Raw genomic sequence first — 12,545 nt, 5'->3', positions numbered from 1 at the left:
GCCGGCGGCGCGTGGGCTGCGCAGATGCTGCAGGCCTGGTCGGCCACCGCGGTGTGGGGCGTGCTGGACGCCACCCGCAAGCCCGGCGCGCTGCGCACCTGGCTGGCCGGCCTGCCCCGCGTCGACGCCGTCGTCGTCACCGACACCGACTCCGCACCCGACCCGGCCACGCTGCTGGACGGCCTGCCCGTGCCCGTCGCCGTCGTCGACGGCGCCCGGGCCACCCCGCACCGGTGGGCGGCCCTGCTCTGCGAGCGGCTGGCCGGCCGGCAATGAGCCCGCTGCGCTGGGACGTCCTCGGCGCAGCGGCGCTCTTCGCCGTCCCCGTGCTGCTGCTGGGCGCGGTGGGCACCCTGGACGCCGACGTCGTGGTGGCGCGGCTGCCGTGGTGCCTGCTGGCCGGGTGGGTGGCCAGCTCGCTGCTGCGCGCGGTGTTCCCGGCGCCCAAGCCCCAGCCCAGGGCGCGCCGGCGTCCCCACCCGCCCGCCGAGGCCCCCGAACCCGCCGACGCCTGACCCGACCTCAGCGTTGATCAGGGGAGCTGATCGAACTCCGTCCTCCTGTGCGAGATCTGGCGCAGGAGGACGGAGTTCGACCAGGGACCCTGATCGACGCCGGCCGGGCCGGGCCCCCAGGACGGTCAGAGGGGGATGTCCTCCAGCATCTCGGTGACCAGCGCGGCAATCGGCGAGCGCTCCGAGCGGGTCAGCGTGACGTGGGCGAACAGCGGGTGGCCCTTGAGCGCCTCGATGACCGCGGTGACGCCGTCGTGCCGGCCGACCCGCAGGTTGTCCCGCTGCGCGACGTCGTGGGTGAGCACGACCCGCGAGTTGGTGCCCAGCCGCGAGAGCACGGTCAGCAGCACACCGCGCTCCAGCGACTGCGCCTCGTCCACGATCACGAACGAGTCGTGCAGCGACCGGCCGCGGATGTGGGTCAGCGGCAGCACCTCGATCAGCCCGCGGGCGAGCACCTCGGTGACCACCTCGCTGCTGACCAGCGCGCCGAGGGTGTCGAAGACCGCCTGCGCCCAGGGCTGCATCTTCTCGCCCTCGGAGCCGGGCAGGTAGCCCAGCTCCTGGCCGCCGACGGCGTACAGCGGCCGGAAGATGACCACCTTCTTGTGCGCCCGGCGCTCCATCACCGACTCCAGGCCCGCGCACAGCGCCAGCGCCGACTTGCCGGTCCCGGCCCGACCGCCCATCGACACGATGCCGACCTCGGGGTCCAGCAGCAGGTCCAGCGCGATCCGCTGCTCGGCCGAGCGGCCGTGCAGGCCGAACGCCTCGCGGTCCCCGCGCACCAGCTTGACGTGCTTGTCGGCGGTGACCCGCCCCAGCGCCGAGCCGCGGGAGGACAGCAGCACCAGCCCGGTGTGGGTGGGCAGCTCGGCCGCGGCGGGGAGGAACGCCGTCCCGGCGTCGTAGAGCCCGGAGATCTCCTCGTCGGACAGCGACAGCTCCGCCATCCCGGTCCAGCCCTGGTCGACCGCCCCGAGCCCGCGGTACTCGTCGGTCTCCAGGCCCACCGCGGCCGCCTTCACCCGCAGCGGCACGTCCTTGGTCACCAGGCACACGTCGCGGCCCTCGGCCCGCAGGTTCAGCGCCACGACCATGATCCGGCTGTCGTTGCTGTCGTTGCGGAACCCGGCCGGCAGCACCGAGGAGTCGGAGTGGTTCAGCTCGACGTGCAGCGTCCCGCCGTCCTCGCCCACCGGGATGGGGGCGTCGAGCCGGCCGTGCTGCACCCGCAGGTCGTCGAGCATGCGCAGGGTCTGGCGGGCGAACCACCCGAGTTCGGGGTGGTGGCGCTTCTCCTCCAGCTCACCGATCACGACCAGGGGGACGACGACGTCGTGCCCACCGAAGCGGGCCAGGGCGCCCGGGTCGGAGAGCAGGACGGAGGTGTCGAGGACGAACGTGCGGCGGGTGCTCACGGATCGACTCCCAGGAGGCGCAGGGCGCGCCCCGCATCGAAGGTGACCGGGTCCCGGCGCAGGGGCCGGGAACCGGCCCCCTGGTTCGACTGCGAGCAGCGGACCAACCGGGCCTCCCGTGTCCGGGGAGTCGGGCTCCCCTGACACCGACGACGGTAGGCGGTGCAGGTGTCCGGCGCGTGACGGGACACACCACCTCACCCGGTGGGGTTGTTCAGCCACTCTCCTTGCGGAACTGGGAGGTCCCGAACCAGGCACCCAGCGCCGCCAGGACGACGGTGAACAGCAGGCCCCACCCCACGTCGGGGGCACCGAAGTCGCCGGCGAACAGCGCCCGCGCGCCGTCGACGATGTGCTTGAAGGGCACGAGGTCGGAGACCGTCTGCAGCCAGCCCGGGGCCAGCGTCATCGGCAGCAGGATCCCCGACAGCAGCAGCACCGGGAACAGCACGACGTTCAGCAACGGGGCGAAGGCGTCCTCGCTCTTCAGCGTCAGGGCCAGCGCGTAGCTCACCGCGGCCAGCGACCCGCCGAGGACGGCGACCAGCCCGATGGTCAGCGCGACCCCGCCGAGGGAGGCGTCCAGGCCGAAGGGGACGGCGACCAGGACCAGCACCACGCCCTGGACGGCGAGCACCACCACGTCGCGCAGCACCCGGCCCAGCAGCAGCGCCGCCCGGGGCGCCGGCGACACCCGCTGGCTCTCGATGACCCCGGCCCGGTACTCGGCGATCAGGCTGAACCCGACGAACGCGGTGCCGAACAGGCCCAGCTGCACGAGGATCCCGGGCACGAACACCTGGTAGGCGTTGGCGCCGCCCAGCTGCCCGGCGATCGGCTCCAGCAGCGGCCCGAAGAGCACGATGTAGAGCACCGGCTGCATGAGGCTGATGACCAGCCAGGCCGGGTTGCGCAGCGACGTGCGCATGGCCCGGCGGAAGATCGTCCCGGTGTCGCGGACCAGCGTGCTCACGCCTGCGCCCCCTCGGTCTCGGTGGCCGGCTGGTGCTCGCCGTCGCGCAGCGAGCGGCCGGTGACGGTCAGGAAGACGTCGTCCAGGCTGGGCCGGCGGCTCTCCACGCCGTCGACCTCGATCCCGGCGGCGTCCAGGTCGCGCAGCAGGGTGACCAGCCCGGCGCCCCCGGCCGGGACCCGGCAGCTGACCCGGTCGCCGTCCACCGTCGGGTCCTCGGCACCGGGCAGCCCGGCCATGCGCGCGGCGATCTCCGCGGCCCGCGGTGAGGTCACGGTGAGCAGGTCGCCACCCACCGAGCTCTTGAGCTCGTCGGGCGTCCCGGAGGCGACGATGGTGCCCTTGTCGATGACCAGCACCCGGTCGCAGAGGGCGTCGGCCTCGTCCAGGTAGTGCGTGGTGAGGAAGACCGTGGTGCCGCGGTCGCTGCGCAGCCCCTCGATGTGCTGCCACAGGTTGGCCCGGGCCTGCGGGTCCAGGCCCGTGGTGGGCTCGTCGAGGAAGACCAGACCGGGGACGTGCACCAGGCCCATCGCGATGTCCAACCGGCGCCGCTGGCCGCCGGACATCGCCTTGGGCTGGCGCTCCCACAGCCCGTCGAGGTCCAGCTCGGCGAACAGCTGCTTGCCGCGCTCGGTCGCCTCGGCGGTGCTCACGCCGTAGAGCCGGGCGTGGCTGACCAGCTCCTCGCCGGCCCGGTTCTCCGGCGCGGTGGACCCGGCCTGGGAGACGTAGCCGATCCGGCGCCGGACGCCGACCGGGTCGGTGAGCAGGTCGCAGCCGGCCACGGTCGCCGTCCCCGCGGTCGGGGCCAGCAGCGTGGTCAGCATGCGCATGGTGGTGGTCTTGCCGGCCCCGTTGGGGCCCAGGAAGCCGACGATCTCGCCGGCCTCGACGTCGAGGTCGACCCCGGCGACGGCGACCACCTCCGTGGTCTGCTTGCCGCGCTTCTTGCGGAACGTGCGGGACAGCCCGCGGGCGTGGATCACGCCGCGGAGCCTAGGGCCTTCCGCGACGGGGTCGTAGCGCAATTCCCGCCCACAGCACCGGCACCAGCAGGACCGGCCACTGCAGCGCGAGGTCGCCGACCCAGAGCAGCAGCGCGACCAGGAAGACCAGCAGGCAGACCGCGGTCCACAGCCCCAGCACACGCTTCTCCGCCGGGGTGCGCCTCACCCCTGCGCCTCCTCGGCGATCCGGGCCGGGGTGAGCGGTTCGTCGAGCAGCCGCAGGAACCGGTCGGCCACCGGCTGGTCGGCCGGGCGGGCCCGCAACCAGCCGGCCAGCAGGTCGTAGCCCTCGACGTAGGTGGTGATGTAGGCCCGCCACAGCGGGTGGGTGAGGAAGCGCAGCTGCTGCACGGCGCGGTCGTGGCTGACCAGCGACCACCGCTGCAGGTGGGCCACGACGGCGTCGGCGGAGGCCCGCTGGTCGTGCAGCATGATCGCGGCGTCCTGCCGGACCCGGTTGAGCGGCGCGGCGGCAGCGGCCACCCGCTCGGCCAGCTCGCCGTCCAGCCGCAGGCCGAGGTCGGCGAGCACCTCGGCGGCCCACGGGCCCCACCCGTCGCCGACCGCCGCCTCCAGGCCGAGGTCGGCCAGGCCCTCGGCCATCAGGCACTCGGGGGTGTTGACCAGGAAGACGGTGTGCTCGAGGTGCTGGTCGCGCTCGACCAGGCCCATCTCCTTGCGGCAGTGCTCGGTGTGGTGCCCCGGGTAGGACTCGTGGGCGACCAGGTGCGGCAGCTGGCTGGTGCGGTGCGGCAGGTCGGCGTTGATGGCCACCCGCGAGCGGTAGTCCCCGGCGTAGTAGTTGAAGCCCGACCACGGCTTGTCGGTGACCACCTCGTAGGCGACGGTCTCCACGTCCGGCAGGCCGTAGGAGGCGCGCACCCGGTCGCGCAGCGCGCTGGACAGCGCGTGCACCGCCTCCTCCAGCTTGGCGGGCGGGCACTCCTCGCGGCGGCGGTGCTGGGCGTACCGCTCGGCCAGGGTCCCCGACCCGGGCAGCAGCTCCTCCAGCGCGGCGTGCGCCGCGGCGTAGGACGCCTCGTCGCCGAGGGTGACGTCGACCTGGAAGTAGGCGCGCACCTCCTCGCGGAAGCCGACGGGCTCCTCCCCCATCTTGCGGGCGGTGCACTCCAGGGCGGTCAGCTGGCCGCGCAGGTGGGCGACCCGGTCGGCCGGCAGGTCGCTGGAGTCCAGCTCGCGCAGCAGCCCGCGGGCCTGGTCGCGCAGCCGCTGCGGGGTGGGGGCGGGCTCGTCGTCCACCTGGGCGCGGATCCGCCGGTCGCCGGTGTAGGCGTCGACGAAGCCCTCCTCGAGCCGGTCGAACCGCAGCCCCAGCCGCACGTACTCCAAGGGGACGTCGACCGCGCCGTTGACCATGGCGGCCAGTCTCGCAGCCGGTCCGGTCGGCGCGCCCGGCCGGACCTCAGCCGCCGAAGCGGCGCTGCCGGGCGGCGTAGTCGCGCAGCGCGCGCAGGAAGTCCACCCGGCGGAACTCGGGCCAGTAGACGTCGGTGAAGTAGAACTCCGAGTGCGCGGTCTGCCAGAGCAGGAAGCCCGAGAGCCGCTGCTCGCCGCTGGTGCGGATGACCAGGTCGGGGTCGGGCTGACCGCGGGTGTAGAGGTGCTCGGCGATGTGCTCGACGTCGAGGACCTCGACCAGCTCGGGCAGCGTCGTCCCGCGTTCGACGTGGGAGGCCAGCAGCGACCGGACGGCGTCGGCGATCTCGCGGCGCCCGCCGTAGCCGACCGCCAGGTTGACCGTGGCCCCGGCCCGCCCGCGGGTGTCCTCCTCGGCCTGCTTGAGCACCGCCGCGGTCTCGGCCGGCAGCAGGCCCAGCGCGCCGACCGCGTTCAGCTGCCAGCGGCGACCGGGTCCGGCCAGGTCGGCGGCCACCCCCTCGATGATGCGCAGCAGCGGGGTCAGCTCGGGCTCGGGCCGGGCCAGGTTGTCGGTGGACAGCAGGAACAGCGTGACCACCTCGACGCCGGTCTCGTCGCACCAGCCCAGGAAGTCGGCGATCTTGTCCGCACCGCGGCGGTGGCCGTCGTTGACGTCGTCCAGCCCGATGGCGCGGGCCCAGCGCCGGTTGCCGTCGACGATCACCCCGACGTGGCGGGGGACGGCGGCGCGGTCGAGCCGGGCGACCAGGCGCCGCTCGTAGAGCGTCGTCAGCACCTCGCGCAGCTGCTCGCGTGCCCCCACGCCGGGTAACCCTAGGTGCCCGGTGTGCATTCGCGGCAGGGCGGACGGCGACCGACCTCACACCGTCCCCGGCAGCCTCACAGCTGCGCTGGGTGTCCCTGCCACCGGGCCCGCCGTAGCCTCGGCACATGAGCCTCCCCCACCGGCCGTCGGAGACCGTCGAGGTGTCCTCGGACGGGGCTCTCCTGCAGGCCCCGCCAGGTCAGGCCCAGGCCGCCGTGCGCGAGGAGGGCGAGCAGGTCGGCGCCGTCCGCGCCGACGGGTGGACCGTCGAGGACTACGCGGACAGCGACTTCGACCACCCCGACACCCGCCCGCGGCTGCGCGGCTGGCTGCACCTGTTCGCCAGCTTCGGTGCGGTCGTCGCCGGCGCCGTGCTCATCCCGCTGGCCTGGGTCGAGGGTGGCGTGCGCGCCGGCCTGCCGGTGTCGATCTACTGCCTGACCATCCTCGGCCTGTTCGGCATCTCCGCCGCCTACCACCGGCGCCGGTGGTCACCGCGCGGCTGGAAGCTGATGAAGCGGCTCGACCACTCGATGATCTTCCTGTTCATCGCGGGCACCTACACGCCCTTCGCGGCGCTGTCGGTGCCCTACCCGACCAACTGGTGGATCTTCGGCATCGTGTGGAGCGGTGCGCTGGCCGGTGTGGGGCTGAAGATGGCGTGGCCGACCGCACCCCGCTGGCTGGGCGTGCCGATCTACCTGGCGCTGGGCTGGGTCGCGGTGTTCGTGCTGGTCGACATCCTGCAGCTGGCCGGGGTCACCGCGATGGTGCTGCTGGCCGCGGGCGGTCTCCTCTACTCCGTCGGCGCCGTCGCCTACGCCATCAAGAAGCCCAACCCGTGGCCGGGCGTCTTCGGCTACCACGAGGTGTTCCACGCGATGACCATCGTGGCCGCCGCGTGCCACTACACCGCCGTGTACTTCGCCATCTACAACTCGCCCTTCGTCTAGGGCGTCGGCTCGGCGACCGGGGCCGGGAAGACCTCGTCGACCTCGTTGCCGTACTCGTCGTAGCCCGTGACCACCTGGGACTGCGGGTAGGCGTTGGCCGGCTGTGCGGGCACGGTGTCCTGCGGCTGCACGGTCGTGCCGTCGCCGGTCCAGTCGGACAGGTTGTCGATCGGGCGGCCGTCCTGGTCGTAGAGCAGCACGCCGGTCAGCGGGGTGCCGTCGGGGCCGTACGGGACGATGTTGGTGATCGGGGTGCCGTCCTCGTGGACCAGCGTGGTCGGTCCGGAGTCGTAGGAGACCTCTGCCGGGTAGTACTCGCTGCTCGTGCGCTGGTTCGCCAGGCCGATGACCGCGACCAGCGCGCACAGGGCCAGGCCGACGTTGAGGAAGCCGGTGGCGTGGGTCAGGGGGGTGCCCGCGGCCCGGGCGCGCAGGCCCAGCCGCACCGACCACACGACGGCCGCGCCCGTGACCACCCAGCCGACCGGCCCCAGGCCCAGGGTGGGCAGCGGGATCCCGACCTGGCCGAGGAACACGGCCTCGACCGCGGCGACGGCGGCCCACCCGCGGACCACCCACCACGCCGGTCGCAGCTCGGGCAGGAAGTCGCGCACGGCGACGACGGCGGGACGGTCGCCCCAGCGCTCGCGCAGGCGCTCCAGGATCCCGGGCCGGGCCGGCGCGGCGACCCCGGTCGGCTCGGGCAGGCCCGCGGCCCGGCGCAGCTCCGCGGCGTAGGCCGCCGGCGAGCCCAGCCGCTCGTCCAGCGGTCCGGGGGTCTCCGAGGCCACCTCGACCAGGTGCTCCTCCAGGTCCTCCAGCAGCTCCTCGAGCCGGGCCGCCGGCACGTCGGCGAGGGCCTCGCGGACCTGCCGCGCATAGGCCGCGACCTCCGGGTCGGTCGAGGTCTGCGTCGATCCCGCAGCTGCGCTCATGCCGCCACCTGCTCCCCGGCGAGCAGCGCCGCCATCGTGTCCGAGAACCCCGTCCAGGTCTTGGTCGAGGTCGCCAGCTCGGCCCGCCCGGAGGCGTTGAGGCCGTAGTACTTGCGGTGCGGGCCCTCCACCGAGGGCACCACGTAGGAGGTCAGGTGCCCGGCGGCGTAGAGCCGGCGCAGGGTGCCGTAGACCGAGGCGTCCCCGACGTCCTCCAGGCCGGCGGCCCGCAGCCGCCGGACGACGTCGTAGCCGTAGCCGTCCTCGCCGTCGAGCACCGCCAGCACCGCCAGGTCCAGCACGCCCTTGAGCAGTTGCGTGGTGTCCATCCGCCCTCCTCCTATGTGTGCGGTGCACGGTACTGCACACCGCGCAGTAGATCGCACCGGACCGTACCGGCGTGGCGAGACGAATCCGTCCCGTCGCGGGACCCGCGGACAACCCGCACGATCGAGCCGACCGCGGGTTCCACCGCGCGGGGAGCGCGAGGAGAGGGCCCGACGGCCACCGCCCCGTGCCTGCCGCCGGCGGTTCTCATCGATCTCACACCCATCACCCGTACACCGGTGACCACCGTCCGGCCGGGACACGGGGGGTGCCGCGCAGCGCGTCGCGGCCCCGCTCGTGGCGGCCCCATCGAGGGAAGAGGAACAGCGTCATGACCAACTACACCGACTACGAAGACGTCCTCGCCGGGAAGTGCCCGTTCGGCGGGGACACCCTGGGCGGGGCACAGGCCTCCTCGCCGACCCTGTCGGACTGGTACCCGCACCGGCTGCGGGTGGAGCAGCTGCACCGCGACGGCAACGCTGCGAACCCGCTGTCCGACGAGGACTACGCCGAGGCGTTCGCGACGATCGACCTGCCCGCGCTGAAGGACGAGATCAAGCAGTTCCTGACCACCTCGGTGTCCTGGTGGCCCTCGGACTACGGCAACTACGGCCCGCAGATGATCCGGATGGCCTGGCACTCGGCCGGCACCTACCGCATCGCCGACGGCCGCGGCGGCGCCGGGCAGGCCATGCAACGCTTCGCCCCGATCAGCAGCTGGTGGGACAACGGCAACACCGACAAGTCCCGTCGGCTGCTCTGGCCGATCAAGCAGAAGTACGGCGTCGCGATCTCGTGGGCCGACCTGATGGTGCTCACCGGCAACTGCGCCCTGGAGATCATGGGCTTCCCGACCTACGGGTTCGCCGGCGGGCGCCGCGACGCCTGGGAGGCCGACGACGCCACCTGGTGGGGCCCCGAGCACATCGACATGACCGCACCGAGCTCCTACGACGACATGGTGAACCGCGACCTGCGCTGGCGCGGCAAGCCCGGGGACTCCGACTACGACCTGCAGCAGCCGCTGGCCGCTTCGCACCAGTCGCTGATCTACGTCAACCCCGAGGGTCCCGAGGCCAACGGCGACCCGGCCGCCTCCGCGGTCGACATCCGCATCACCTTCGGCCGGATGGCGATGGACGACGAGGAGACGGTCGCGCTCATCGCCGGCGGGCACGCCTTCGGCAAGAGCCACGGCGCGGTGGCCGCCGACCGGATCGGCCCGCCGCCGGAGAACGCCCCCATGGAGGCCATGGGCCTGGGCTGGCACAACCCCGAGGGCGCGGGAAACGGCGCGGACACGATGACCAACGGCATCGAGGGCTCCTGGACCCCGAACCCCACGACGTGGGACAACGACTACCTGAAGAACCTCTTCCGGTTCGAGTGGGAGCAGACCCGCTCCCCCGCCGGCGCCCTGCAGTGGACGCCGGTCGACCCGGCCGCGCCGCGCACGCCCGACGCGCACCGCGAGGGCGTCGAGCACCCGCTGATGATGATGACCAGCGACATCGCGCTGAAGGTCGACCCGGTCTACCGGGAGATCTGCGAGCGGTTCCTGGCCGACTTCGACGCCTTCACGCTGGCCTTCTCCAAGGCCTGGTACAAGCTCACCCACCGCGACATGGGCCCCAAGGCGCGCTACCTCGGGTCGGATGTGCCGGCCGAGGACCTGCCCTGGCAGGACCCGCTGCCCGAGCCCACCCACGCGCCGCTGGACGCCGCCGGCACCGCCGCGCTGAAGGAGGCCATCCGCGGCACCGGCCTCTCGACCTCGGACCTGGCCTACACCGCGTTCTCCTCCGCGGTCACCTACCGGGACAGCGACAAGCGCGGCGGGGCGAACGGGGCGCGTCTGGCGCTGGCCCCGCAGAAGGACTGGGTGGTCAACCGGCGCACCGTGCCGGTGGTCGAGGCGCTGCGCGGGGTGGCCGAGCGGAGCGGGGCGAGCCTGGCCGACACGATCGTGCTGGCCGGCTGCGTCGCGGTGGAGGACGCCGCCCGCGCGGCCGGCCACGAGGTCGAGGTGCCCTTCACCGGGGGCCGGGTCGACGCCACGCAGGAGCAGACCGACGTCCCCACCTTCGAGTGGCTGGCCCCGCTGTCCGACGGGTTCCGCAACTACGCCCAGGCCAACCTGACCGAGGTCACGCCGGTGTCCCCGGAGCAGCTGTTCCTGGACAAGGCCGACCTGCTGGGCCTGTCGGCGCCGGAGTGGGTGGCGCTGACCGGCGGGCTGCGCGCGCTGGGCTGCAACCACGACGGCTCGGCGACGTTCACCGACCGGGTGGGGACGCTGTCCACGGACTTCTTCACCACGGTCCTGGACGCCGACCTGCAGTGGCGCACGCTCGACGACTCCGGCCTGCGGTTCGCCCTGGACGACCGGGAGTCCGGCGAGCAGCGGCACGAGGCCACCCGGGACGACCTGGTCTTCGGCGCCAACGCACAGCTGCGCGCGGTCGCCGAGGTCTACGGCTCGGCCGGCGGCGAGAAGCGGTTCGTGCGCGACTTCGTCGCGGTGTGGGACAAGGTGATGATGGCCGACCGCTACGACGTCAAGGCCGGCTGAGCTCAGCGGGTCCGCGGGCCCGTCGTCCCCCCGGGGACGGCGGGCCCGCGCGCGGGGAGGGGGACGGGGTGAGGCTGCTCGTCGTCGAGGACGACGGACCCACGGCGTCGGGGCTGGTCCGCGGTCTGGCGGCAGCCGGGTACGTGGTGGACCACGTGGCCGACGGGACGGCGGCGTGCCAGCAGGTCAGCACCACCGAGTACGCAGCCGTGGTGCTGGACGTCGTGCTGCCCGGAGGTCCCGACGGAGTCACCGTCTGCCGGCAGCTGCGCCGGCGGGGGTTCTGGGGAGCGGTCGTCATGCTCACCGCCCGCGACTCGGTCGACGACCGGGTGACGGGCCTGGACGCCGGTGCCGACGACTACCTGCTCAAGCCCTTCAGCCTGGCCGAGCTGGAGGCCCGCCTGCGCTCCTCGCTTCGCCGCGGGACGCAACCGCGCCCGGCCGTGCTGCGCGCCGGTGACGTCCAGCTCGACCCCGGCGCCCGGCGGTGCTGGCGCGGTCCGGTCGAGATCGAGCTCTCGCGGCGCGAGTTCGACCTGCTGGAGGTCATGGTCCGCAACCATGGCCAGACGCTGAGCCGCCGACAGCTGCTCGAGCGGGTGTGGGACGACCCGGACGAGGTGCAGTCCAACGTCGTCGACCAGTACGTGCGCTACCTGCGCCGCAAGGTCGACGAGCCCTTCGGCGCGACCGACCTGCGCACGGTCCGCGGCCTCGGCTACCGGTTCCAGCCCGACCCCGGCTGACCCGGTCTCATCGCCCTCACACGTGGCCGGGAACCACGGTGGTCGGCCGGGTCCACCGGCCGACCACGAGGGAGGAACCGACGTGAACAGCACTGCTGCACCGGAGACGAGGGGCACCGGCCTCTACGGCAGCTCACCGGGCAAGAACATCGCCACTGCGGCCGCCGCCGAACTGCTCGGCACGTTCCTGCTGGTGCTGGCGATCGGGGCCACCGCCTCGGCCGGCGCCGAGGGCCTGTCGCCGGTGGGCCCGGCCTACGGGGCGGTGGGCATCGCCCTGGTCAACGGGCTCACCCTGGCCGCTCTGGCGGTCGCGCTGGGGCACGTCAGCGGGGCCCACCTCAACCCCGCGGTCACCCTGGCGCTGGCGGTCACCCGGCGGTTCCCGTGGGCGGCGGCGGCCCCCTACCTGGTCGCCCAGTTCGCGGGCGCCGTGCTGGCCTCCCTGGTCACCTGGGCGATGTACGGCGACGCCGGCCGGGCCAGCGCGCACCTGGGCGCCACCGCCCCGGGGGACGGGGTGTCGCCGCTGACCGTCCTGCTCACCGAGGCGGTCGCCACGATGCTGCTGGTGGTCGTCGTCATCGCGGCGACCACCGACGAACGCGCGCCGGCCGCGACCGCACCGCTGGCCGTCGGGTTCGCCCTCACGGCGGCGGTCTTCATCTCCTTCCCGCTGACCGGTGCCGGCGTCAACCCCGCCCGTGCCCTGGGCCCGATGCTGGTGTCGGGGACGCTGCAGGACTGGTGGGCATACCTGGCCGGCCCGGTCATCGGGGCGGTCGTCGGCGCACTCGTCTACGACCGGCTGATCGGGCGCGCCGCAGCCCCCCGGTGACCCCCCGGGCCGCGTGCCTCGTCCCGCCGCGGGGCGAGCACGC

The 12,545-nt window shown here is 73.8% G+C and carries 14 protein-coding genes; 6 read left to right on the top strand and 8 right to left on the bottom strand.

Translation table 11 applies throughout. From position 1 onward, the window contains the following. A partial coding sequence (locus tag NH342_RS18740; RefSeq protein WP_253017152.1) for a hypothetical protein occupies positions 1 to 276 on the top strand: 276 nt, incomplete at its 5' end. Continuing rightward, positions 273 to 515 carry a hypothetical protein gene (locus NH342_RS18735; protein ID WP_253017150.1) on the top strand — a complete coding sequence of 81 codons (243 nt, stop codon included), beginning with the start codon at positions 273 to 275 and terminating at the stop codon, positions 513 to 515. The genes NH342_RS18740 and NH342_RS18735, both read left to right, overlap by 4 nt. A gap of 125 nt (positions 516 to 640) precedes the next feature. Here NH342_RS18735 and NH342_RS18730 read toward each other — a convergent pair whose 3' ends face one another. The 6 genes from NH342_RS18730 to NH342_RS18705 form a co-directional block, all read right to left on the bottom strand. Next, positions 641 to 1,936: a PhoH family protein gene (locus NH342_RS18730; RefSeq protein WP_253017148.1), complete on the bottom strand. Its 1,296-nt coding sequence runs from the start codon at positions 1,934 to 1,936 to the stop codon at positions 641 to 643. 214 nt (positions 1,937 to 2,150) lie between these two features. Further along, positions 2,151 to 2,909, bottom strand: coding sequence for an ABC transporter permease (locus NH342_RS18725; RefSeq protein WP_253017146.1), 759 nt, complete (start codon positions 2,907 to 2,909; stop codon positions 2,151 to 2,153). Beyond that, positions 2,906 to 3,898, bottom strand: coding sequence for an ATP-binding cassette domain-containing protein (locus NH342_RS18720; RefSeq protein WP_253017144.1), 993 nt, complete (start codon positions 3,896 to 3,898; stop codon positions 2,906 to 2,908). Before NH342_RS18720 ends, NH342_RS18725 begins: the two co-directional genes overlap by 4 nt. A 10-nt stretch (positions 3,899 to 3,908) precedes the next feature. After that, complete coding sequence (locus NH342_RS18715; RefSeq protein ID WP_253017142.1) at positions 3,909 to 4,085, bottom strand: hypothetical protein; 177 nt, start codon at positions 4,083 to 4,085, stop codon at positions 3,909 to 3,911. Then, positions 4,082 to 5,296 carry a DUF885 domain-containing protein gene (locus tag NH342_RS18710; RefSeq protein WP_253017140.1) on the bottom strand — a complete coding sequence of 405 codons (1,215 nt, stop codon included), beginning with the start codon at positions 5,294 to 5,296 and terminating at the stop codon, positions 4,082 to 4,084. Before NH342_RS18710 ends, NH342_RS18715 begins: the two co-directional genes overlap by 4 nt. Before the next feature lie 46 nt (positions 5,297 to 5,342). Next, positions 5,343 to 6,122: an isoprenyl transferase gene (locus NH342_RS18705; protein WP_308200699.1), complete on the bottom strand. Its 780-nt coding sequence runs from the start codon at positions 6,120 to 6,122 to the stop codon at positions 5,343 to 5,345. A 128-nt stretch (positions 6,123 to 6,250) separates the two neighbouring features. On the opposite strand from NH342_RS18705, the gene NH342_RS18700 reads away from it, so the two are divergent. After that, a complete protein-coding gene (locus NH342_RS18700; RefSeq protein ID WP_253017136.1) occupies positions 6,251 to 7,078 on the top strand; it encodes a hemolysin III family protein in 828 nt (275 codons plus the stop codon). Here NH342_RS18700 and NH342_RS18695 read toward each other — a convergent pair. Further along, positions 7,075 to 8,013, bottom strand: a complete 939-nt coding sequence (locus tag NH342_RS18695; protein ID WP_253017134.1) for a hypothetical protein — start codon at positions 8,011 to 8,013, stop codon at positions 7,075 to 7,077. The genes NH342_RS18700 and NH342_RS18695 overlap by 4 nt on opposite strands. Continuing rightward, positions 8,010 to 8,342 carry a PadR family transcriptional regulator gene (locus tag NH342_RS18690; RefSeq protein ID WP_253017132.1) on the bottom strand — a complete coding sequence of 111 codons (333 nt, stop codon included), beginning with the start codon at positions 8,340 to 8,342 and terminating at the stop codon, positions 8,010 to 8,012. Before NH342_RS18690 ends, NH342_RS18695 begins: the two co-directional genes overlap by 4 nt. A 329-nt stretch (positions 8,343 to 8,671) precedes the next feature. Between NH342_RS18690 and katG the strand changes: the two genes are divergently transcribed. From katG to NH342_RS18675, 3 genes are all read left to right on the top strand, one after another. Further along, positions 8,672 to 10,915 carry a catalase/peroxidase HPI gene (gene katG, locus NH342_RS18685; RefSeq protein ID WP_253017130.1) on the top strand — a complete coding sequence of 748 codons (2,244 nt, stop codon included), beginning with the start codon at positions 8,672 to 8,674 and terminating at the stop codon, positions 10,913 to 10,915. Positions 10,916 to 10,983: 68 nt separating this feature from the next. After that, positions 10,984 to 11,664, top strand: coding sequence for a response regulator transcription factor (locus NH342_RS18680; protein ID WP_253017128.1), 681 nt, complete (start codon positions 10,984 to 10,986; stop codon positions 11,662 to 11,664). 82 nt (positions 11,665 to 11,746) lie between these two features. After that, positions 11,747 to 12,502, top strand: coding sequence for an MIP/aquaporin family protein (locus NH342_RS18675; RefSeq protein WP_253017126.1), 756 nt, complete (start codon positions 11,747 to 11,749; stop codon positions 12,500 to 12,502). The last annotated feature ends 43 nt before the right edge of the window (positions 12,503 to 12,545 follow it).

The organism is Klenkia sp. PcliD-1-E (assembly GCF_024124375.1).
In the GTDB taxonomy this organism is placed as follows: Bacteria; Actinomycetota; Actinomycetes; order Mycobacteriales; family Geodermatophilaceae; genus Klenkia.
The sequence above is the reverse complement of the archived record's forward strand: the minus strand, read 5'-3'. Positions and strand labels throughout refer to the sequence as shown.